The following is a 19572-nucleotide window of genomic DNA, read 5'->3' as shown; positions in this document are numbered from 1 at the left end:
ACCGGCCTGGTCAGGGCGCGTTTTGAGCTGCTAGCGGGGTTGCTACCGGTAGCAGGGGCGGCAACTACCGGTAGCTACCTCGCGGGGTCAGTCCGCGCGGCCCTTTCGGTCACGTTCGGCGATTGCGCCGGTGAGATCGGCGAGGCGGATACCGCGTCTGACGCGCTGTTTGCCGTCTCGGCGGCGGCTGAGGTTACGGACCTTGACGCCAAGGGGCTTGAGGGCGCTGGTGAGTTGTTCGGACTGCCAGCCGTCGTAGACCTCGGGCCTCAGTTCGGCCAGGCGAGCGCACAGGGTTTCGTTCCATGCCCCGTCTTCCCCTGCCGACCAGACGGTGACAACATCGGCCAGCAGGTCATAGGCGGGGGGTTCGGGCCGGGTCTGCGTCTCGGGGGCTGGCATGGTGCCCGCCTCGGTGCGCGCCTTGATCGCCCTGTCTACGACCTGTCTGGCCTGGTCGGCGCTGACCTCGAAGCTGCGGCGGGCACCGGGCTTGCCCACCCCGACGACCATGCCCCAACCGGCGTCACCGGGGCCGTTCTCGTCGCCAGGCTCGAACACGGTCGCGCGGTATCCCGCCTTGTACATGCCGGTGCCCAGGATCATGTCATTGGCGACTTGATCGCGTACCGACATGCACACGCGGGTGTTGACGTTGCGGGTGATCCCGGTGGGCAGGCTGTCCTTGTCCGGGATCTGCGTGTCGAGAATAAGGATCACGCCCAGCGCACGCCCGAGCTTGATCACCTTCTCGCACAGCTCCCCGGCTTCGCCGCCGTACTCCCGGTGCTGGAACAGCTCCTGTGCTTCGTTGAGGAACACCACGAGCGGATGCAGCCCTGAGCCCTTGCGCGCGGCCAGCTCCGGCGTGACCTTGTTCTCCGGAGCCATACCGAGCGCGTGATAGTGGGCGATCTTCGCCGCGCGTTGCTGGCATTCGGTGTGATACAGCCACTTGACCAGGGCTGCGGCCCTGCCAAAGGTCTGGTCATCCTGGCCGTTGCCGTACTCGGCACAGACCGGTTCGACCACCATGAAGTCACCGACGCCCTTGAACTCATAGCCGCGCAGTTCGGCGCGCGGGTCGAGACTGGCGGCCAGCACCAGCAGGCGCAACAGGTTCGTCTTGCCCGAACCGGGTTGTCCGCCGATCAACCAGTTCCGGAAGATCAGCATGGCGTTGACGATCTCCATGCGGGGCGTGGTGAACAGCGGGAACGAGGCGAACACGTCCACGCTGCCGCTCTTCAGCAGCGGCCAGGACGGCGGTTGCATCGCGCTGGCCGGTTGGTAACCGACCCACAGCGCGAGCCGTCCAGGATGGCCCTGAGCGGGCTCTGGCCATACCTGGTCGAACGGTAGCCGCATGCCGGAGGCCAGCCGTCCCCGCCGCGCGACCACATCGGCGGCTTCCACCCCGTAGGGGAGATCGACAATGGCCAGGTGCCCGGGGCCGTCCCGATGGATGTCGGCCGGAAAGCTGATCGCGTGCTGATCCTTGGCAACGGCCTGGTTGATCGCCGCAACGCCAATGGACAGCAGCCCGCGCCGCACCAGCTCCGCCGTGAGCTTGCGATAGCGCGGCCCATGACTGACCCGGTCGGTGATCGGCTTGTCTTCCGGACGCCCGGCATGCGCCAGCAGCGGCACCGAGGCGGCCAGCAGCGCCCACCATGCCTCATCCGGAATGCTCACTTGAAGGGCGAGCACGGCCGCCACCGAGGCCCCGGTGAGCAGGGCGGCCAGCAGCAGCACCGACCAGCGCCAGCGCGATTGCCGTTCGCGCTGCTTGTCCAGGCGTAGCCAGGTGGCGGGGTCGTTGCGGTCGGCGGCTGCCTGACGCAACGCCCGGTTGTCCTGCTCAGCGGTTGCCCAGCGCAGCAGGCGGGCGATACTGGAGGCCAGCCCGGCAGGCGCGTACACGACCGTCTTGGCCACGTACTTGGGCAGACGCACCGTGTGATAGCCGAGCGTGTACCCGGCATCCCGAAGCGACCAGGCGAGCATGGCGCGCCTACCGGCACCCGTGCGCGTCCAGGTGGGCAGGATCGGGGCGCGCCCCTGACCGGCCGGAGACCGGTCAGGGGAGACGCCGTCGTCGTCGACCCGATCAACCGGCGGCCCGAACGCCGGTTGATGGGCGGGAACGGACTCGCGATCGTGGAACGCATCCTCGCGTGCGCCCTGGTCGTCGTCGAGGTCAGGACCCGGGCCGACGCGGTCGGCGCGAATGTTGCCGGCGTCTGCGGTGGGATCGTTGTCTGCGGGCGGGGCAGGCCAGGCGAACCCCCGCAGCGGAGCGGCGGGAGAGGGTGCGCCCGTGTCGTCGGGGTCGGACGGTGGCCACGTCATGCGGCACCGTCCGGGCTGTTGCGCGTGCTGTGGCCTGCCTGGTCGGCGAGTTCGTCACGCAGGTAAGACAGCGGGTCGTGCTCGCCGTCCGCGTCGGCGGCCAGCGTGGCGCGTATGGCGGCGATCAGGTTCGCCCGGATAAGCCGGGTCATGCTGATCTCCGAGCGAAGGCGCATGATCTCCGCGACCAGGACCAGCGTGTCCTGAAGCGCGGCGGTGACGTGCTGCCAGAGGTCTGTCAGGGTGGCGGTGGATCGGGCGAAGGTGTCGATCAGGTCGTGTGCGATGCGGTTACGGTCGAGAACCTCCTGAAGAGCACGGTCAGGGTAGGGATGGCGGTTGGTCACTGAGGCATCACCCTCTTCCGGGTCGGTGGACAGGTCAGGAGCCAGGGGTTACCCAGTCCAGGAGCGCTTTCAGGGCGCGGTCGATATCGGGGGCCAGCACGGTTGTGGCCAGCAGGTAGCCGAACACGGCGCACACCAGCGCCATCCACAAGCGGAGCTTCAGAAAACGCACAGCCAGCACAACGGCCAGCCCGAGGAGCACCACGAGTGGAATCGAGACGGTCAAGGGTCATCACCTCCTTTCGGCATAGGCGTTGGACGTGAGGGAACGTGGGATGTCAGATGCCGTCGTGACGGGCCTTACGGCGACGCCAGCGGGCGCGGGCACGGCACTTACGGCACCACTTGCTGCCGGGCTCCAGGACAGCGCCACAGGGGCACTCACGACTCAGCGGGATAGTGCGCAGCGTTGATCACCTACTTCCTCCTCTGTCGGAACGGGGAACGGGGTTGGTGTTCTTGGGCCGGTCGGTTCGGCGGGCGTACATGAGTACGCTCCGTGACAGGTGCTCTGGGGCGTTGTGGGCTCGGTCGAACGGGCTTTTGCGCTGGTCAGCGGCGTGGATGACGTAGGCCAGCACCGTGAGCAACCCCAAAATGACCAGCGCTGCTATGAGCGCGAGAACGACGATCATCAGGGGGAGATCCACTTATGCCTCTGAGGGCGAATCGGTGAAAACGCAGTCCCGATAGGAGTCCTGAGCGTCGCGACGGTCTCTCGCTGCCCGCGTGACCAAGATGGCCTCGTAAGCGACCGTTCCGAAGTTCGCGCAGGCGACGTGCTGTCCGTACTCGACCCGGGTCGTGACGCCCAACAAGGCGGCGATCCGCTCGACTTCCACGAGCGCTTCGGCCTCGGTGGTGGCGTCGGTGTCGTACTGCGGATGGACCCTGATACTCACCGGCCCGTATCGGGGAACGGGCAACCCCGGGTTCCTGTCCAGGAAGTCAGCCAAGCCGCGTAGATCGGCGATGAGTCGGTCTCGATTGACGTGATTGGGCTTGTAGGTCATGGGAAATCAGCTCCTCTCGAAGCGTGCGGTGCAGAGGGTGAGCACGTCAGGGCAGGTCTCCAGCGCATCCGCCATCCCGTGAAGGGCAACGACCACGAGCAGCAGCACCGTGGCGGCGACGACGGTGGAGACCAGGCCATCCGCGCAGTTGTCGAGCAGTTCGGCCACAGTGCGGATGATCGTGATCAGCCGGCTGTGCCGTGTGCTCTCTGGGCTGGTCACCGCTGATCACCTCCACCTGAACCCTCTGACTGGACTGTTGACGCGTTGCCCCTGGTCGATAACCGTGTAGGGGGGGCTACACGAAGAACCGTACAGCCCCCCCTACACGACCGTCAAGAGGGGACTGTACGGTGGCGCGTCTAGCCCCCCCTGTCCGAGGCGGGTTACGCTGCCTACATGGCAAGAGAAGGCGTGAGCGAGGCGGTTCTCACCGCGCTAGCTGACCTCGAACGCGCTTTCGGTGCAGCACTTATGGCGATAGATGCGGACACCGACCGCAACCGCGCATACAACGGCGCAACGGAGCTGGTTGAAACCCTGAGAGGACTCTTTGAAGCCTCTGGTCATCAAAGAGCCCTTTCAGCCGCCCGCATTTTCGAGCAAGAGGAGATGTCGTTGGCTAGTCTTGCTGACCGCATCGGCGTATCGAAAGCACGCGCAGCACAACTCATCAGGACCGCCAAAGACACCAAAGCCCGTAATGAGCGAGATGAGCGAATCTCCATGGGGCTAACGAAAGTGGCGATATCAGCAGCGCAGGCTTCCCGGCTAGCGACGAAGCAAGCTGAAGACTCCGACACCCGAGACAAAACATAGTGATAGGGAGTTAGGGTGAGCGAGCGGACAGAGGTCATCGTTGAAGTCTGGCCGGTATCGGCAGATGGCATCGGACTGTGGCTCATAAGCGGAAAGGACGCATGGCGTTCCGAGGCAGTTAGACAGGACAGCGATCCTCATACCGCCGTCACAGACCTTCTGTCCGTTAATGACGTCTCAGATGGTGTCAAACTACTGCACTCGACTTCATGGCGGGCTGAAGACACCGCCGTCGTTCTCACCTATGTCGCCGTCATCGGTTGCGGCGCGTTCGTGCGGGATAAGTGGAAAAATGCAGCGCCTATCAGCCCCGCCTTGCCGGACGCGGTAGGCAAGCCAATAGCAGTCGAGGCGACAGAAGCGCCGATTCCTCGATACATCGATGTTCTTATGCATGGCCTGCGCCACTTGCAATTCCTTCTACAAACGGACTCTGCCGCGCGCTCGGCTCTCTGCGGTAGATGGCCAGACCACCTAGCAGCGTTCCGGCCGGCACTTGCCGGAATGTACGACCACGAACACGGGCAAGAGCCGATAACACTTCCGGAGGGGCAATAGGCGCAGTAATGGCGCTACGGGGAAAGGAGAAACAACGTGCCACAACCAGAGGACCTAGAAAGACTGCGCTTGCAGCACGAGAAGAAGAAAAGGGACTTGGATCAGTTGCACTTGCAGCAACGCACCGTTGATGCGCTAAGGGATCTTCTGGCAAGGATCTCTAACGAGAACCTGCCGCTAATAACCTGGTCGATACACAGCGCCCCTGCCAAAGCAGCGCTGACCGGTGTCTGTGACGCCGAAGATTCCGAACAGCGACGCGCAGATTTCGAGACCTGGCGCGAAGCCCTGAATGCAGAGATGCAACCGAGCAAAACGGAAGGCGAGAGTGGAACGCGTCTACTCGCTACGGGGCGGGATAACTATCTAGATCTGTCTATCGACATCATTGCAGACGTCTAGGTAAGATCTCCACCGCCGAGAGAGTTAAAGAGCCCCCGCAGTGAGCGACTTTCAAGCGAATGTCGATCGCCACGACTCCCGCTTAATGGCATCTTCTGCGGGGGCTCGGGCCCTAGATAAAGCCCCGGGGACTGGGCGTCATCTAGGGAGCCATATGCTCATTTCCCCTTTTGCTCCCGCGTAGCGGCTTGCATAAGCTGAGTGGCGCGAGCCTTGGAAACACCTATCTTCGTTGCTAGGCCAGCTAGAGAAAGCTCCTCAGCCTTGCTTATCTGCGCTGCGGACTTGGCGCGGGCCAAAGCCGCCTCGTCCGCAAGTTCTCTTAGGCACTCCGCGAGTTGCGTAGCAAGTTGATATGCCTGCTCAAGATCAGATGTGGATTGCAGTACCGTATCAGCTTCCTTGTAAGCCTGCCGAACGGCAATCAATGCCGCGTGCTGGGGGTCCTGGTTGACTTCTTTCTCCGTGCTCATAGATCACGCTCCTACTTAAGAAGCTCCACTGAGGGACGGGGCACCGGGCGGAACGAAGGACGGGCAGCACGCAGGGTGCCAGCACGTACGGAGGGCTGTTGGCTGCGAACCACCGGGTGCGTTGAGCGGCTCATATCCCTGATCTTAGATGGTTACTCGCCAGTAGTCAGCACCGTAGTAAACAGTCTACAAGCTTGTAGTAAGCCTACTACAGGGTGCATCGAGCCAAATCGGTCATCACTAGGGCATCTACCTACGGTTAACCTGTGATCAACTACGAGGCTGACTCCCCGGTATACGCGCAGATCGCGGAGCTACTGCGTGCCCGGATCGAGCGGGGCGAGTGGGAGCCTCGTCAGCGCCTTCCCAGCGTCACTCACCTTGAGCAAGAGTTCGGGGTTGCCCGACAGACCGTCTTGCAGGCGCTTGGGGTTCTTCGCGATCTTGGCATTGTCTACACCGTGCGCAACCGTGGATCCTTCGTGAAGCTTGGTGCTGGCTTCGTCACTGTGATCACGGTTGAGCCAGGAATGCGCATCATCGTGCGTCAGCCGAGCGACTCAGAACGACGTGAGCTTGATCTACCGCACGATGGCAGCGTGGTTGTGGTGGAACGACCGGGAGCAGCGGTTGAGGTACTGCCCGCCGACAAGGTGGAGATCCGGGGCCCTGAGTCCTGACTGAGCCCCTCCACAAGCCCCCGTTCGACGCTCCCACACAGCTCCCCTCACGGCGAGCCGGCATCGGCCCCGTCCACCGGAACCAGCCCCACACCCTCCGACGCGCCCTCTTGGCTGACCTCACAGGAGTGGATCGGCAGGCCAGCCAAGGACCCCGAACCCCAGAGCTACTGACCTTCCTTCGCGTCCCTAATGGTCCACGGCACCGCAGTAATCGGCCACAGACCGACCGCGATAATGAAGCTAATCGCAAACAGTGGCACTCCTCCCCTCGCCACGTTAAGACTCATGCGATGCCTAAACCCCTCATTCGTCTTGATGCGAATAGGGACGAACACGCCCATCACCACCGCGCCGATTCCGTAAATCATGAACAGCCATTGTTGATCAGTAATCACGACCTAAGCCTTTCTCTCTCGTATACGACCAGGACTCGTTCGCCTGCGCAGCCGTCCCGCCACCGCTAGGCCAGCCGGAATCTGCGCCGTCTCCTCGCACCGGGGCTGAACCCGCCCGGCACCACCCGGTTCGGAGCCGACTCAGCTCTGACCACCACTCCCTCAGCAACCAGCTTCCGCAGCCAGGTCCCAACCTCGTGGCGCGTAGGCACGTTATCGAAATGCGCGCGCACCTCATCGATCGTCGCTCCCTCAGGGACCGCCTCTAAGTATTCGACAACCCGTGTCCGCGCCGCCTTATTCATGCGGCCTCCGTTCCGCCACGACCAGGCACGAAAGGACCACCCTCGGAGGCTGGATGTGGTCGACCCTCTCTCGTTCTAGCGAGGCTCCGATAGCCGGGCTTCCCGGGCCGCTTCGGCGGCGACCTTTCCTGCCAGCTCGGCAAGGCTCCGGGTGACGAAGCCGTAAGAAAGGCCCTGGTCGTACTGGTCTTGGGTATATTTCGCGCGCCGCGTGGCAGAAACACCCCTGCCATAGGGGAACACCTGTATGTCCCACGCCCGCCCGTACTTGGCCCGCAACTCCTCAACCGTGGTCATGGCACCTCCGGACGGAAGCCGGGAATCACAGCCGTGCCGTACATCCGCCTGTACCGCTCCTGACACGAATCAACGATCCGCCCCACCGCCGTCTCCATCGCCGAGCACGGGCACACCGTGTACTCCCACCTCCCCGTCCCGCTTCCGTCACTCACCGACCAGCGGAAGCGCCACGCGCCGCGCTCCCACTCACACCACACCGTCAACCGCACCGACCAGATCCCCACCAGCGCGATCCCGTGAGCCTCGAAGATCTCCGACCTGACGCCACGACGACCCAGCCGCTCCGCCAGCTCAACCGCCAGCCGCCCCGCAGGGCTCGCGGCCCGGCTCACGTCACCCGCTCCTCTGATCGGCCGGTCAGAGGCAGCAACGCCCACACGACCCGTTCGCCCACCATCGTCAACTCGGTGCCCCAGCAGCCATTCGTGAGCGCGTCCACCACCCACAGCCCCCGCCCCGACTCCTCACTCAGGGCAGGCATGCGCGGCATGGGAACCGACCCCGACCGGCCAGGGTCCACGACCGCCACCCGCCAGTAGCGCCGCCCGCCCTCTACCTCCGGACGCAGACTCAGCCGCACCCACGCGCCACCACCATGAACCACCGCGTTCGCCACCAACTCCGACGCGACGGCCTCAAGCTCACCAAGCGCAGGATGATCCCCCATCCACACCCGAAGCTCCCGACGAGCCAGCCCGGGCACCAGAGCCTCGTGATCAAGCTCCCTGAGCATCCACACCTTGATGCCTGCGTACGGGGGATTCGACACGACTTTCATCGGTGCTACCTCCACTGACGCCTCATTCGCCATCAGCATCCTCGGTTTCCGATCGTTTTAACTACGCGATCTTCATCCTTTGTGTGCCAGCAGGACCATGGTTGCCCTGCCACGTGCCACGCTCCCATCACAGGGAGGTAGTGCGCCATTAACACGGTTACTTGTGGCACACAGATACTTGTGTTTCTGTGGTAAATAAACCGCCCCCGAGATGATGCGCCAGGAGAAGCAATGCGCCCTCCAAAAGACCTGGACCCAGACGCAGGCGAAGACGCGCGATTCGGATACGAGTTGCGAAAGGCCCGAAATACGGCGAAACTGACGCTCGGGCAAATGGGGGTCAAAGTGGGCTTCCATGCCAACACGATCGGAGCCGTGGAACGGGCGGAGCGGAGGCCGTTTGATGAGCTAGCAACGAAGGCAGAGGAGGCTCTAGGGCTCAAACCTGGGAGCCTCGCCCAGTACCTACCCGACGACAGACGACCGTGGGTCTACAAAAACGTGCTTCCCCCATCCTGGTTGGAGATCGAGGCCGGAGCGACAGAGCTATGGGTCTTCACCCCCACCATGGTTCCCGGCCTTCTGCAGACAGAGGGCTATGCCCGCGCGGTGATGCTGGGTGCCCCACGGCCCGACCCTGCACAGATTGAGGAGCGCGTGAGAGCGAGGATGCACCGACAGGAAGTCCTGGACTCTCCAGATGCCCCCATGGTGTGGGCCGTACTGGACGAGACCATCCTCCACCGCGTTGTAGGGAGCGAGGAGATCACCCGAACTCAGTTCACCCACCTTGTAGAGCTGGGCAACAGCGACAACGTGTCCATCCAGATCCTCCCGGTAGACGCCATGTCTACAACAGGGCTCCTCGGAGGCTTCACCATCGCCCACTCACCCGAGCGCCCAGACAGCGCTTTCGTAGATGGCCCTGTAACTGGGAAAATGTGGGACACCCCAGCAGAAGTAGAGACTCTCAGGCTCAGGTATCAGAAGTGCCGACAAGAGGCAGAGCCTAAGAGGCGCTCTCTGGAGATGATCAAGGAGAGGTTGGCAGCACAATGGACAAAGCAGTGAGCGAGGACGGTTACCGTACCTCCTCGTTCTCCGGGGACAACGGGGACTGCGTGGCGTTCAAGGACCTTGGCAACGGCTACGTGTCGATCAAGGACACCAAGGACCCCACCGCACCAACGCACACGTACTCCTACAGCGAGTGGCGTGCGTTCACCAGGGGAGTACAGAACATGGAGTTCGAGGTCTAACTCCCCCAAAGGAGGGACCCGCCAACTCACGTGGGCGGGTCCCTTTCTCGCGCCCGGTTTACCACCGTCGTGTGCAGCGCTACACCCGACACCCACGGTTCTTCTGTGGGGGCGAGATGGCACAGGACGCATCCGCACCGTGGGAGCCCAGTGCCCTGATGCGGCCCTCTCCGCTTCTAGCTACATGAGGGCTGATCGCAGCCAGAGGCGACAACAACACCTATACATCGTTGAACGAGCTGTTGTTTGGAGATGTCTACAGGTGTGATCTCAGCCCGGCCGTCCGGGCACCCCGCGTCAACGGCTCACTGTAACAGGGCGCTCAGACGTGCAGCTCCGGCGGGAAGCCCGTCCAGCGCAGCTCGGTGGGCAGGTGGCTCACGTCGTTGTAGAGCAGCACGGAGGACGGGCGGCCGGGCGCGTACCGGATGACGGTCAGGGCGGCGTTGGCGTGGTTGATGCCGAGCCAGCGCCACGCGGGGGCGTCGAGCGCGTGGCGCACGAGCCAGCCGACCAGGAAGTTGTGGGTGACGACCAGCTCGTGGCGGGTCTCCTCCGCCGGGCCCGTGAACAGCTCGAGAGCCTGGGCCGCGAGCCGCGCCCCCTCCTCGCGCTCCTCCGGCGTGACCGGGTCGAAGAAGCGCGCGTAGTGGCCGGCGACCTCGGCGGGCAGCTCGCCCGGGCCCGGCACGTACGGGACGTAGTCGCCGGCGGCCTCGTGGACCTGCGGCCGTACGCCGGTGAGGTGCTCGCCGATGAGGTGGGCGGTCTGGGCCGCCCGGGGGAGCGGGCCGTGGTGCACGGCGGCGAAGGGCACGTCCTTGAGTCGTTCGCCGAGCAGCGCGGCCTGGCGGCGGCCGTTCTCGGTCAGCCCGGTGCCGTCCGGCGAGGCTTCGCCGTGGCGGGTGAGGTAGAGGTGGCGCGTCAAGGCGGCTCCTTGGTTGACCATACGTTCGAGTATCGGCATGGTAGGACAGGTGGCCGCTGATGAGACACGCGAGGGTGTCGCCCTGACCAACCTCGACCAGCCGCTGTTCGACGGCGCCGGCGCCACCAAGCGCGATCTGGTCGACTATCTCGACGCCGTGCGCGACCGCATCATCCCGGCACTGCGCGACCGTGCCCTCTCCGTCATCAGGGTGCGGCCGGGCCAGCAGCCGTTCATGCAGAAGAACCTGCCCAAATACGCCCCCGACTGGCTGGAGTCGGTGTCGCTGTGGGCCGACGCGTCGCGCCGGCAGGTGACCTACGCCCTGTGCAACGACAGGAGGACGCTGCTGTGGTTCGCCAACCAGCGGGCCGTGGAATACCACCCCGCGCTGTTCGTCGGTGACCACGCCACCCACCTGATCCTCGACCTCGATCCGCCCGACGACTCCGACGCCTTCTCCCTGGCGGTGCGCGGCGCGTTGCTGGTCCGCCAGGCGCTGGCGGACGCCGGGCTGACGGGGGCGGTGAAGACGAGCGGGGCCAAGGGCGTGCACGTGTTCGTGCCGATCGAGGCCGGCACCGCCGTGGAGGACCTGGCGGCGGCCACCCGCGCCGTGGCCGCCCGCGCCGAGCGCATCGACCCGGCGCTGGCCACCACGGCGTTCATCCGCGAAGACCGCGAGGGCAAGGTCTTCCTCGACTCCACCCGCGCCGGCGGCGCCACCGTGGCGGCCGCCTACAGCCCGCGCATCCGGCCGGGCGTGCCCGTCTCCTTCCCGGTGGCCTGGGACGACCTCGATCGCGTGGCGCCGGGCGACTTCACCGTGCACACGGCGCCCGAGCTGCTCAAGGGCGACCCCTGGGCCGAGCAGATGCCCGCGCCGCAGCGGCTGCCGGACGACCTGGTCGCGGAGGGGCACACGATTCCGGTGGCCCGCGTCCAGGCGATGCACGAGGGCAAGCGGCGCGCCCGCGCCCGCCGCGAGGAGTAATTGTCCGGTTTTTGCCGCCTTAGTGGGTCTTCCCAGCGGTTCCTGCCCGGGTTACCGTCCGTTCGCGGCGGCTCGGGGGGCTCATCGCCGCGATTCCTGTGAACCAGGGGGAGCCTGAATGCGCAGAATCGTCATCGCACTGGTCACCGTACTCGTCTTACCGCTGGCCATGGCCGCGCCCGCCCAAGCGGGAGGGCTCGACGACCTGTTCGCCAAGCTGCTCGTCAAGACGGTCAAGGGGGCCAATGTCACGAAGCACCTGAACGCCCTGCAGGCGATCGCCAACGCCAACGGCGGCAATCGCGCCGCGGGCACGCCCGGTTACAACGCCTCCCGTGACTACGTCGCGGGCAAGCTGCGCAAGGCCGGCTACAAGGTGACGCTCCAGCCGATCAACTTCGTCGAGGGCTGGACCGAGGACAGCCCGCCCACGCTGAACCTCACGGCGCCGAACGCGAAGACGTACGTCCCCAACGAGGACTTCTTCACCTTCCAGCCCTCCCCGGCGGGCGACGTGACCGCGCAGGTCCAGGGCGTGGACCTGACGCTGCCGCCGACTCCGACGCCCACCTCCACCAGCGGCTGCGAGGCGGCTGACTTCGCCGGGTTCGTGGCCGGCCGGATCGCGCTCATCCAGCGTGGCACCTGTGCCTTCGCCCAGAAGATCCGCAACGCGGGCTTCGCCGGGGCGTCCGGCATCATCGTGTTCAACGAGGGCCAGCCGGGACGTACGGACGCGTTCCCGCTGGACATCGGTGAGTGGCGGGCCGGCGTCCCGATGGTGTTCGCCGACTTCGCCGTGGGCAACGAACTGGCCGCCACGCCCGGCGCGACGGTCCGGCTCGCGGTCGACTCCACGCTCACGCTCGGCACCAACGACAACGTGATCGCCGAGTCCCGCTTCGGCGACCCGCGCAACGTCGTCATGGTCGGCGCCCACCTCGACAGCGTCCCGGCCGGGCCCGGCATCAACGACAACGGCTCCGGCACCGCCTCGATCCTCGAGGTGGCGGAGGAGATGGCGCTCTTCCCGGTCAAGAACAAGGTCCGGTTCGCCTTCTGGGCCGCCGAGGAGATCGGCCTGCTCGGGTCCGACCAGTACGTCGAGTCCCTGTCCGAGGCGCAGCGCGACCGGATCAGGGTGTACCTGAACTTCGACATGGTCGCCTCGCCCAACTTCGCCTACAAGCTCTACGACGGCGACGACTCAGACGGCGTCGGCTCACCGGCCGGCCCGCCCGGATCGGACGACATCGAGGCGCAGCTCGCGGCCTTCTACGGGTCCCGCAGCCTGCCCACCGTCGGCACCGACTTCGACGGCCGCTCGGACTACGGGCCGTTCATCGCGGTCGGCATCCCGGCGGGCGGCATCTTCACGGGCGCCGAGGGCATCAAGACGCCCGAGGAGGCGGCGCTGTTCGGCGGGACGGCGGGGGTGGCGTACGACGCGTGCTACCACCTGGTGTGCGACACGATCACCAACATCAACGCCACGGCCCTCGACGTGGACGCCGACGCCATCGCCGACTCCACCGCCAGATACGCCTTCAACCTCCGTTCCATCCCACCGAGAACCGCTCCGAGCCAGGCGGCCGCCGCATTGGCGACCACCGCTGAGTGAGTGACGGCCGGCCGGGTGCGCGGTTCGCCCGCCCACCCGGCCGGCTCGTTCAGCTCGCCGGGGTCGGGAAGGCGGCCGGGCCGCGGTGGCCCTGCTTGTCCACCGCGCGGACGCCGAACTGGAAGTTGTCCTTCGACAGGCCCTCGACCGTGTACGACGTCACGTTGCCGACGAAGCGGGAGTGCGTCCACTGGGGCTCGGTCGTGCCCCGCCAGACCACCTCGTATCCCGAGATGTCGGGCTCGGGGTTGGCGTCCCACCGCAGGTCCGTGTCGTTCGTGAGCCGGCTCGTCACGATCGCCGTCCGGCCGGGAGCCCGGGGGGCGCGGGCCAGCACCGCGAGGGCGGCCAGGTTCACCTGCGTCACCCTGGCCACGTAGTCGTTCTCGACGAAGGCCAGCAGGTCGCCGTACTGGACGCCGTCCTCCACCCGTACGTCCTGGTGCTGGTGCAGGTAGTTCTCGTGCACCTCGGTGAAGCGGACGGCCGCGTAGCCCTGCTGCAGGAACGGGATCTGGTCCCCGCCCCGCAGGTAGCGGTCCCTGCGGTAGTACATGCGCGCGTCGAACGACGGCACGTACTGCTCCGCCGTCTCGTTGACGAAGCGGGCGAGCTGCCGTGACACCCCGTCGTTCTCGCCCCCGACCGACTGCCGGACGGCGGCCTGGGCCGGGGTCTCCGAGGTGGGCACGCCTTCCGAGAACACCCGTACGGCCCTGGCGTCCCGGCCGTTCTCGCCGTCGGCGCTGCCCACGATGTCGTTGGTGAACATGCCCGCGATGTCGACGCCGCCCTGCTTGGCCTGCTGGGCGTAGTACGCGGACCCGTACAGGCCCTGCTCCTCACCCGCGACCGCCATGAACACGAGGGTCGCGTCGAACGTGCGCGTGGCCATGACGCGGGCGGCCTCGATGGCCACCGCGACACCCGAGGCGTCGTCGTTGGCCCCCGGGGCGTCGCAGATGGCGTTCATGACGTCGCTGCAGCGGGAGTCGTAGTGGCCGCTGACCACGTACGTGCGGCCGGCCGAGGCGTCCTGGGTGCCGCGGAGCGTCGCGACCACGTTGGTGATCACGGTCGGCGCGGGGATGCGCGGCGAGACGGGCTGGACGAACGACTGCTTCTCCACGGTCATGCGCCCGCCGGAGGTGGCGGCGATCCTGGAGTATTCGTCGTGGATCCAGTCCCTGGCGGCGCCGATGCCGCGGACCGGGTCGTCCTGGCTCGACAGCGTGTGCCGGGTGCCGAACGAGGCGAGCTTGGCGATGATCCGGCCGATGTTGCGCGCGTCGACCTGCTGGACCATCTTCTCGATCTCCCGGTCGCGCGGCGCGCCCGCCTCGGCGGACGGGGTCAGCACTCCGGCGAGCAGGACGGCGGCGAAAAAGGGTAAGGCTGATTTTCGGACAAGAGAGGACATGGTGCGGCTCCACGGGGGACGGCGGGCCGGACCGCGCGAGCCCGGCCCGCAGGGAGGAGCTAGCGGGTGATCTTGACGTCGTCGATGCCCGCCTCGACCAGGGAGGCCCCCGAGGCGTCGGCCGCGTCGATGACGATGCGGACCGTCTGGCCCGCGAAGGCGTTGAGGCTCGCCGTGGCCGTGGCCCAGGCGCCGTTGCGGTTGGAGGCCGCGCCGGTCTGGTTGAGCACGGTGGCCGTGGTGCTCCCGACCACGCGGACCCGCAGGTAGTCGGCGCTGGAGGCGTTCGAGCCGTGCGCCAGGTACCACGAGAGCGACAGGTTCAGGGTGCCCGTCGGCAGCGTGATCGGCGGCGACTGGATCGAGGTGACGCCGCCGTCGATGTCGTACTCGCCCGCCGAGGCGCCCGCGAGCCGGCCGGTGACCAGGTCGTTCGCGCCGCTGACCGTGGTGCCGAGCTGCTTGGCGCCGCTGGAGGTGGTGGCCTCGGGGTCGCCGCGCTCCCACTGCCCGATGGTGGCGGTGTCGGCGCTGCCGGGGTTCGTGGCCCAGCCGTTCGCGGCCTCGAACGTGTCCTGCCAGACCACCACGGGTGGTACGGCGGTGCCGATCGTCCACACCGCGTACGCGATCGCGTCGGCGTTCCTGTTCAGCGCGGTGTCGTTGATGTTGGCCGTCGTGTCGCAGGCCCGGTGGTAGCAGACGTCGAACGCCTGCCCCGCGGTGCCGCCCCACAGTGTGGCCTGGGCGGAGGACTTGATGCCCTCGGCACCGGTGAACGTGCCGCCCGCCGGGATGCCCACGGCGATGAAGGGGCCGTAGTCGGAGCGGCCGTCGAAGTCGGTGCCGCGGGTCGGCACGCCGATCGAGGTGAAGTAGTCCTGGATGGTGCGTTCGATGGCCGCCGACCCGGCCGGTCCTGGGCCGGAGCCGGTGCCGTCGGAGTTGTCGCCGTCGTACACGAAGTATCCGGGGTTGGGGGAGCCGACCATGTCGAAGTTCAGGTAGCCCTTGATCCGCGCGCGGTCGGCGGCCGGCAGGTTGCTGACGTAGAACTGCGACCCGCGCAGCCCCAGCTCCTCGGCGCCCCACCAGGCGAAGCGCAGGTGCTTGGCCGGTTGGAGCGACTGGCGGGACACTTCGAGCGCGGTCTCGAGGATGGCCGCGCTGCCCGAGCCGTTGTCGTTGATGCCGGGCCCCGCGGTGACGCTGTCGAGGTGCGCGCCGACCATGAGGATGTCGTTGGGGTCGCCGCCGGGCCAGTCGGCTATGACGTTGTAGCCGGTGGCGCCGTTGTAGGTGAACGACTGCAGGACGGTGCTGAACCCGGCGGCGTCGAGCTGGGCTCTGACGTAGTTGGCCGAGGCCAGGTAGCCGGGCCGGCCGTGGGCCCGGGTGCCGCCGTTGGCGGTGGCGATGGACTGGAGCTGGGACAGGTGGGCTTTGACGTTCGCCAGGGAGATGTCCGGTGCCGCGGCCGCCTGGGCGGGTGCGGCCGGTGTCAGGGCGGCCAGGATCAGGGAGAGTGCTGCGATCGCCGCGACGATGGGTGATCTCATGCCGTTTTTCCGGGTGAGCTGCCCAGATAAAAGCATGGCGGCGCCTCCATCCGAGGTCGAGGGTGGAAGATCCCGAGATGGTGCTGTATGGAACTTAACCCCGCAAAAGGGGTTCGCCTAGCTCGTGACTCAGGAATGCGCGGCCGGCTCGGCGCGCAGGGCGGTCAGGGCCTGGTCGGGGGCATCGGCGAAGCACCGGATGGAGGTGACCTCGGCGCGGGCGCCGAGCGGGCGGACGACGGTGATCGGTTCGGTCAGCTCGATCGTCAGGTTGGTCTGTGAGGCGACCGCCACCGTCAGCCTGCCGTCCTTGACGGTGACCATGCCGGCCTCGTTGTAGGCACGGCCGGTCCGTACGGCGGCGATGTGGTCGCGGGGCACGCGCAGGTCGAAGTAGACGCCGTACCGGATGCGCAGTTCGCCGGGCGTGACGACATGGGGGCGGGTGACGCAGGCGGCGGCCAGCATGGCGCTGAACAGCAGTCCGTACAGGTCGGCGACCAGCACGGTGTACCGGATCCAGGCCGGCACGCCGAACCCGGCCAGCAGCAGGTCCACGACCACCGTCTCGACCGCCATCGCGAACGTCATCAGCGACAGCATGAACGACTGCTCCTTGGCGTAGGTCAGCACGGTCGCGCCCGCGGGCACGCCGTGGCGTCGGCGCGCGACCCACAACCCGATGCCGGCCAGGCCCTTCAGCTCGAACTCCAGGATCCGCAGCGCGGCGCTGACCATCATGTTCCCCTCTCGGTGCCGTCACCACCGATTAGAAACGTTGACGCCGCGTCAAGGTCAAGCCGGGGGACGATCGTGCCACGGGACCTCGGATTGCGTGCGATCCGCACATGTTATTGTGTGCTTATCGCATGCATTCCGCAGAAAGGGAACCCATGAGCATCGTCACGCACCACTATGTCCGCGACCCCAACGGGCACAGCTACGAGGTGTTCACGGCGGTGCCAGAACCGTCCTGAATGACGTTGAACCGTTCTCCTGCCGACGGCGTACAACCTGGCGGAAACGGCACGTAGGACGGCCGGGAAACCGGCTCATCCGCGTGCATCCACTGCTCTGCTCGGGTGACGGGGATGGCGATGGACTTTCAGGGATGGAGCGACGGCCTGGCCCTACGGCCGCGCGATTACCTGGGAAGAGGCGAATCGCTCGCCGCGGTCGTCGGGGCGGCGGGGCCGTACCGGGGAGAGGCGCTCTACCTGCTCGCGCTCGGCACCGCGGCCACCATGGCCAGGCTGCACCTGGGCGGGATCGCGGGACTGCGGCTCAGCCCGGGAAACGTCCTGATCGGGCCGCGCGGTCAGGTGCTCTTCGCCCCGGGGCCGCGCGACAGCCTCTTTCCCGCCAGCGACGTCAGGGACTGGGCCGACGTGATCGTCTTCGCGGCGACCGGGCGCGACCCGGGCGAGGGCGCGGAGCCCGATCTCGACCGGCTGCTCCCGGCCCTGCGCGCGGTGATCGACGAGTGCCGCCGCGCGGAGCCGGGGTCGCGCCCGTCCGCCGTCGACCTGGTCCGCATCCTGCTCGGTCACTCGGGCGCCGCCCGCGGCGCCACGGTGCACGAGTTGCTGCTCGAGGCCGAGCGGCGGACCAGGCCGGACGAGTCGGCCCCCGTCGCGCCGGTTCCCGTGCCCGCGCCGCTCTGGCGCAGGCCCGCCTACCTGCTGGGGCTGGCGATCGGCGTGCTCCTCGTCGCGGGGGCGTCCGGAGTGGTCGCCATGATCGCCGGCCCGGCGCGGCAGCCGGACACCGACGACGTGATCAGCGCGATCGGCCGCCGCACGGCCACGTTCCAGCAGCGGGCCGGGGAGATCACCGCCGAGGGCCGGCTGAGCTTCGACCGGGACGGCGCCACGTCGTACGAGATGAGCCTGACGTGTGGGAACGCTCCAGCTCCCGTCGAGGTGTCCCTCGCGGGGAACGAGGGAGTGGCCGCCGGCTCACGGTTCGACGCGGGCCGTCCGGCGCCGGAGGAGTGCGCCCAGTCGGAGGGTGCGGCGGTGCGCCGCTACAGCTCCCCGTACACGATCAAGGCCCTGCTCGACGCGGCCGGGCCCGGCGTCAGCGCCACGCCCGCGCGGGGCGGCGGGCGCACGATCACGGGATCGGCGCTCGCGCACCGGATCAGGGGTGAGGAGAGCATCGCCGCGTATGCGGGGTCGGGGGCGGAGGGGCCGGTCGCCTTCACCCTGTGGGTGGACGGACAAGGGCTCCCGAGACGCCTGGAGCTGCGGATGGACAGCAGGATCAACGGCCCGCTGGACGTCGAGACCGTTTATCGGGATTGGCGCGCCTTCGAAGTCATCGAGGGGGAGACACCGAATGGCTGAGGAATTCACCGCCGACCGCCAGGAGGCCGCGAACGTCTCGCGCGACCTCAAATCCATTCGCGCCGCGCTGGACGGCGGAAAGACCGGCGCGCTCGACGCGAGAACCGGCTCGGAGAAGGTGGACGACGCCATGCGCAGGTTCTTCGAGGAGTCCTCCGACAACCGCGAGCGCATGGACCAGTTGCTCGAACGCGCGGCCGGCCTGCTCGACGCCCTCGTCGAGGGCACCGGCACGCTCGACGGCTCGCTGGCCGACTCGTTGTCCACCGGACAGAGGAGCGCGTGATGAAGGACCTCGTGCTCGGCGTGCTCACCGGCGTCCTGGTCGCGACGATCGCCGCCTCGCTGGTGTTCGCGCTGACGGACAGGACCTCGCCGGCGACCACGACGCGGGTCTCCCTCACGGAGGAGTACGTCAATGACTGACCTCCCCTTCGGGTTCACGGTACGGGTGCCCGAATCCTGGTACGAGTTCGACGTCTGGCGCGCCGGCCGTACCGGTGACCTGGCCCGCCTGGTGGACGCCCGCGTGGCCGCCGCGCCGGGGCTGGCGCCGCACCGGTCGGTGCTGCTGAAGGTGCTGCGCGAGGTCGCCGACATGGCGGCGCGGCACGGCGCCGTCTTCGGCGCGGCGATGACCGACCACGTCGAGGACGTCGGCACGGTCCTGGCCACGCTCATGGTCCTGCACACCAGGGGCCGCCCGGACCCGGAGGGCAACACCGTCGAGGCGATCGCCTCCGGCGTCATCGCCATCCCGCCCAGGCACGACACGCCGGCCTGGCGGGACGTGCGGATCGTGGAACTCGACGCGGGCCGCGCCGTACGGGTGACCGGTGTCGAGTCCGGCGAGATCGAGGCCGTGACCACGCAGACGCTCATCCCCGTGCCCGGCGGGCACGGCGTGCTGGACCTGGTGCTCACCAGCCCGCACCTCAGTCTGACCGAGCCCATGCTCGACCTGTTCGACGCGATCAGCGCCACCCTGGCCTGGTCCGGCCCCGAAGGAGAGTGAATC

At 67.2% G+C, this 19572-nt stretch carries 26 protein-coding genes; 12 read left to right on the top strand and 14 right to left on the bottom strand.

Annotated features, from left to right (window positions below):
- Nucleotides 1-87 precede the first annotated feature (87 nt).
- From AB0I15_RS25535 to AB0I15_RS25515, 5 genes are all read right to left on the bottom strand, one after another.
- Complete coding sequence (locus AB0I15_RS25535; protein ID WP_358100239.1) at nucleotides 88-2352, bottom strand: cell division protein FtsK; 2265 nt, start codon at nucleotides 2350-2352, stop codon at nucleotides 88-90.
- Complete coding sequence (locus AB0I15_RS25530) at nucleotides 2349-2699, bottom strand: hypothetical protein (RefSeq protein ID WP_358100237.1); 351 nt, start codon at nucleotides 2697-2699, stop codon at nucleotides 2349-2351. Before AB0I15_RS25530 ends, AB0I15_RS25535 begins: the two co-directional genes overlap by 4 nt.
- A gap of 34 nt (nucleotides 2700-2733) precedes the next feature.
- On the bottom strand, nucleotides 2734-2925 hold the full coding sequence (locus AB0I15_RS25525; protein WP_358100234.1) for a hypothetical protein: 192 nt from the start codon (nucleotides 2923-2925) through the stop codon (nucleotides 2734-2736).
- Nucleotides 2926-3349: 424 nt separating this feature from the next.
- Nucleotides 3350-3712, bottom strand: a complete 363-nt coding sequence (locus AB0I15_RS25520; RefSeq protein WP_358100231.1) for a hypothetical protein — start codon at nucleotides 3710-3712, stop codon at nucleotides 3350-3352.
- Between the two features lie 6 nt (nucleotides 3713-3718).
- Complete coding sequence (locus tag AB0I15_RS25515; RefSeq protein WP_358100228.1) at nucleotides 3719-3934, bottom strand: hypothetical protein; 216 nt, start codon at nucleotides 3932-3934, stop codon at nucleotides 3719-3721.
- Nucleotides 3935-4111: 177 nt separating this feature from the next.
- On the opposite strand from AB0I15_RS25515, the gene AB0I15_RS25510 reads away from it, so the two are divergent.
- The 3 genes from AB0I15_RS25510 to AB0I15_RS25500 are packed head-to-tail and all read left to right on the top strand — an operon-like array spanning nucleotide 4112 to nucleotide 5491.
- Nucleotides 4112-4531, top strand: coding sequence for a hypothetical protein (locus AB0I15_RS25510; protein WP_358100225.1), 420 nt, complete (start codon nucleotides 4112-4114; stop codon nucleotides 4529-4531).
- 15 nt (nucleotides 4532-4546) lie between these two features.
- Nucleotides 4547-5089 (top strand): hypothetical protein, encoded by a 543-nt coding sequence (locus AB0I15_RS25505; protein WP_358100222.1) that lies wholly within the window; start codon nucleotides 4547-4549, stop codon nucleotides 5087-5089.
- Nucleotides 5090-5125: 36 nt separating this feature from the next.
- Nucleotides 5126-5491, top strand: a complete 366-nt coding sequence (locus AB0I15_RS25500; protein WP_358100219.1) for a hypothetical protein — start codon at nucleotides 5126-5128, stop codon at nucleotides 5489-5491.
- Nucleotides 5492-5649: 158 nt separating this feature from the next.
- On the opposite strand, the gene AB0I15_RS25495 is transcribed toward AB0I15_RS25500, so the two are convergent.
- Nucleotides 5650-5964 carry a hypothetical protein gene (locus AB0I15_RS25495; protein WP_358100216.1) on the bottom strand — a complete coding sequence of 105 codons (315 nt, stop codon included), beginning with the start codon at nucleotides 5962-5964 and terminating at the stop codon, nucleotides 5650-5652.
- A 266-nt stretch (nucleotides 5965-6230) separates the two neighbouring features.
- Here AB0I15_RS25495 and AB0I15_RS25490 point away from each other — a divergent pair, with 266 nt between their 5' ends.
- Nucleotides 6231-6644 (top strand): GntR family transcriptional regulator, encoded by a 414-nt coding sequence (locus tag AB0I15_RS25490; RefSeq protein ID WP_358100213.1) that lies wholly within the window; start codon nucleotides 6231-6233, stop codon nucleotides 6642-6644.
- 167 nt (nucleotides 6645-6811) lie between these two features.
- On the opposite strand, the gene AB0I15_RS25485 is transcribed toward AB0I15_RS25490, so the two are convergent.
- The 4 genes from AB0I15_RS25485 to AB0I15_RS25470 form a co-directional block, all read right to left on the bottom strand.
- Nucleotides 6812-7042 carry a hypothetical protein gene (locus AB0I15_RS25485; RefSeq protein ID WP_358100210.1) on the bottom strand — a complete coding sequence of 77 codons (231 nt, stop codon included), beginning with the start codon at nucleotides 7040-7042 and terminating at the stop codon, nucleotides 6812-6814.
- Nucleotides 7043-7422: 380 nt separating this feature from the next.
- Nucleotides 7423-7644, bottom strand: a complete 222-nt coding sequence (locus AB0I15_RS25480; protein ID WP_358100207.1) for a hypothetical protein — start codon at nucleotides 7642-7644, stop codon at nucleotides 7423-7425.
- Nucleotides 7641-7979: a hypothetical protein gene (locus AB0I15_RS25475; protein ID WP_358100204.1), complete on the bottom strand. Its 339-nt coding sequence runs from the start codon at nucleotides 7977-7979 to the stop codon at nucleotides 7641-7643. Before AB0I15_RS25475 ends, AB0I15_RS25480 begins: the two co-directional genes overlap by 4 nt.
- The gene (locus tag AB0I15_RS25470) at nucleotides 7976-8380 is read right to left on the bottom strand and encodes an ATP-binding protein (RefSeq protein WP_358100345.1); all 405 of its coding nucleotides are present in this window, start codon (nucleotides 8378-8380) and stop codon (nucleotides 7976-7978) included. Before AB0I15_RS25470 ends, AB0I15_RS25475 begins: the two co-directional genes overlap by 4 nt.
- Before the next feature lie 276 nt (nucleotides 8381-8656).
- Between AB0I15_RS25470 and AB0I15_RS25465 the strand changes: the two genes are divergently transcribed.
- Together AB0I15_RS25465 and AB0I15_RS25460 are read left to right on the top strand one after the other, a co-directional pair.
- A complete protein-coding gene (locus tag AB0I15_RS25465; RefSeq protein WP_358100201.1) occupies nucleotides 8657-9496 on the top strand; it encodes a helix-turn-helix transcriptional regulator in 840 nt (279 codons plus the stop codon).
- Entirely contained in the window at nucleotides 9481-9684 is a 204-nt protein-coding gene (locus AB0I15_RS25460; protein ID WP_358100198.1) for a DUF397 domain-containing protein, read from the top strand. The genes AB0I15_RS25465 and AB0I15_RS25460 overlap by 16 nt, the downstream gene beginning before the upstream one ends.
- A 322-nt stretch (nucleotides 9685-10006) precedes the next feature.
- Here the strand turns inward: AB0I15_RS25460 and AB0I15_RS25455 are convergent, their stop codons facing one another.
- The gene (locus tag AB0I15_RS25455) at nucleotides 10007-10612 is read right to left on the bottom strand and encodes a histidine phosphatase family protein (RefSeq protein WP_358100195.1); all 606 of its coding nucleotides are present in this window, start codon (nucleotides 10610-10612) and stop codon (nucleotides 10007-10009) included.
- Between the two features lie 49 nt (nucleotides 10613-10661).
- Between AB0I15_RS25455 and AB0I15_RS25450 the strand changes: the two genes are divergently transcribed.
- Nucleotides 10662-11606: an ATP-dependent DNA ligase gene (locus AB0I15_RS25450; RefSeq protein ID WP_358100193.1), complete on the top strand. Its 945-nt coding sequence runs from the start codon at nucleotides 10662-10664 to the stop codon at nucleotides 11604-11606.
- Between the two features lie 118 nt (nucleotides 11607-11724).
- Nucleotides 11725-13227 carry a M28 family metallopeptidase gene (locus AB0I15_RS25445; protein ID WP_358100190.1) on the top strand — a complete coding sequence of 501 codons (1503 nt, stop codon included), beginning with the start codon at nucleotides 11725-11727 and terminating at the stop codon, nucleotides 13225-13227.
- Nucleotides 13228-13276: 49 nt separating this feature from the next.
- Here AB0I15_RS25445 and AB0I15_RS25440 read toward each other — a convergent pair whose 3' ends face one another.
- The 3 genes from AB0I15_RS25440 to AB0I15_RS25430 all read right to left on the bottom strand — a co-directional run bounded on the left by AB0I15_RS25440 (nucleotide 13277) and on the right by AB0I15_RS25430 (nucleotide 16947).
- Nucleotides 13277-14647 (bottom strand): M28 family metallopeptidase, encoded by a 1371-nt coding sequence (locus AB0I15_RS25440; RefSeq protein ID WP_358100187.1) that lies wholly within the window; start codon nucleotides 14645-14647, stop codon nucleotides 13277-13279.
- A 59-nt stretch (nucleotides 14648-14706) separates the two neighbouring features.
- Nucleotides 14707-16206, bottom strand: a complete 1500-nt coding sequence (locus AB0I15_RS25435; protein ID WP_358100184.1) for a M28 family peptidase — start codon at nucleotides 16204-16206, stop codon at nucleotides 14707-14709.
- 129 nt (nucleotides 16207-16335) lie between these two features.
- Nucleotides 16336-16947 carry a hypothetical protein gene (locus tag AB0I15_RS25430; RefSeq protein WP_358100181.1) on the bottom strand — a complete coding sequence of 204 codons (612 nt, stop codon included), beginning with the start codon at nucleotides 16945-16947 and terminating at the stop codon, nucleotides 16336-16338.
- Nucleotides 16948-17303: 356 nt separating this feature from the next.
- On the opposite strand from AB0I15_RS25430, the gene AB0I15_RS25425 reads away from it, so the two are divergent.
- The 4 genes from AB0I15_RS25425 to AB0I15_RS25410 are packed head-to-tail and all read left to right on the top strand — an operon-like array spanning nucleotide 17304 to nucleotide 19569.
- On the top strand, nucleotides 17304-18554 hold the full coding sequence (locus AB0I15_RS25425; RefSeq protein WP_358100179.1) for a hypothetical protein: 1251 nt from the start codon (nucleotides 17304-17306) through the stop codon (nucleotides 18552-18554).
- On the top strand, nucleotides 18547-18840 hold the full coding sequence (locus AB0I15_RS25420) for a hypothetical protein (protein ID WP_358100176.1): 294 nt from the start codon (nucleotides 18547-18549) through the stop codon (nucleotides 18838-18840). The genes AB0I15_RS25425 and AB0I15_RS25420 overlap by 8 nt, the downstream gene beginning before the upstream one ends.
- Complete coding sequence (locus AB0I15_RS25415; protein WP_358100174.1) at nucleotides 18840-18980, top strand: hypothetical protein; 141 nt, start codon at nucleotides 18840-18842, stop codon at nucleotides 18978-18980. Before AB0I15_RS25420 ends, AB0I15_RS25415 begins: the two co-directional genes overlap by 1 nt.
- Entirely contained in the window at nucleotides 18973-19569 is a 597-nt protein-coding gene (locus AB0I15_RS25410) for a hypothetical protein (protein ID WP_358100171.1), read from the top strand. Before AB0I15_RS25415 ends, AB0I15_RS25410 begins: the two co-directional genes overlap by 8 nt.
- The last annotated feature ends 3 nt before the right edge of the window (nucleotides 19570-19572 follow it).

This window comes from Nonomuraea sp. NPDC050643 (genome assembly GCF_040654715.1).
Taxonomy (GTDB): Bacteria; Actinomycetota; Actinomycetes; order Streptosporangiales; family Streptosporangiaceae; genus Nonomuraea.
This window is presented reverse-complemented; position numbering and strand designations above follow the sequence as displayed.

What these genes read in the sequence shown, in the direction of transcription:
- AB0I15_RS25535 (WP_358100239.1), bottom strand. Translation starts at nt 2,352, where the DNA reads ATGACGTGGCCACCGTCCGACCCCGACGACACGGGCGCACCCTCTCCC.
- AB0I15_RS25520 (WP_358100231.1), bottom strand. Translation starts at nt 3,712, where the DNA reads ATGACCTACAAGCCCAATCACGTCAATCGAGACCGACTCATCGCCGAT.
- AB0I15_RS25510 (WP_358100225.1), top strand. Translation starts at nt 4,112, where the DNA reads ATGGCAAGAGAAGGCGTGAGCGAGGCGGTTCTCACCGCGCTAGCTGAC.
- AB0I15_RS25495 (WP_358100216.1), bottom strand. Translation starts at nt 5,964, where the DNA reads ATGAGCACGGAGAAAGAAGTCAACCAGGACCCCCAGCACGCGGCATTG.
- AB0I15_RS25480 (WP_358100207.1), bottom strand. Translation starts at nt 7,644, where the DNA reads ATGACCACGGTTGAGGAGTTGCGGGCCAAGTACGGGCGGGCGTGGGAC.
- AB0I15_RS25470 (WP_358100345.1), bottom strand. Translation starts at nt 8,380, where the DNA reads ATGCTCAGGGAGCTTGATCACGAGGCTCTGGTGCCCGGGCTGGCTCGT.
- AB0I15_RS25465 (WP_358100201.1), top strand. Translation starts at nt 8,657, where the DNA reads ATGCGCCCTCCAAAAGACCTGGACCCAGACGCAGGCGAAGACGCGCGA.
- AB0I15_RS25460 (WP_358100198.1), top strand. Translation starts at nt 9,481, where the DNA reads ATGGACAAAGCAGTGAGCGAGGACGGTTACCGTACCTCCTCGTTCTCC.
- AB0I15_RS25445 (WP_358100190.1), top strand. Translation starts at nt 11,725, where the DNA reads ATGCGCAGAATCGTCATCGCACTGGTCACCGTACTCGTCTTACCGCTG.
- AB0I15_RS25440 (WP_358100187.1), bottom strand. Translation starts at nt 14,647, where the DNA reads ATGTCCTCTCTTGTCCGAAAATCAGCCTTACCCTTTTTCGCCGCCGTC.
- AB0I15_RS25435 (WP_358100184.1), bottom strand. Translation starts at nt 16,206, where the DNA reads ATGAGATCACCCATCGTCGCGGCGATCGCAGCACTCTCCCTGATCCTG.
- AB0I15_RS25430 (WP_358100181.1), bottom strand. Translation starts at nt 16,947, where the DNA reads ATGATGGTCAGCGCCGCGCTGCGGATCCTGGAGTTCGAGCTGAAGGGC.
- AB0I15_RS25425 (WP_358100179.1), top strand. Translation starts at nt 17,304, where the DNA reads ATGGACTTTCAGGGATGGAGCGACGGCCTGGCCCTACGGCCGCGCGAT.
- AB0I15_RS25420 (WP_358100176.1), top strand. Translation starts at nt 18,547, where the DNA reads ATGGCTGAGGAATTCACCGCCGACCGCCAGGAGGCCGCGAACGTCTCG.
- AB0I15_RS25415 (WP_358100174.1), top strand. Translation starts at nt 18,840, where the DNA reads ATGAAGGACCTCGTGCTCGGCGTGCTCACCGGCGTCCTGGTCGCGACG.
- AB0I15_RS25410 (WP_358100171.1), top strand. Translation starts at nt 18,973, where the DNA reads ATGACTGACCTCCCCTTCGGGTTCACGGTACGGGTGCCCGAATCCTGG.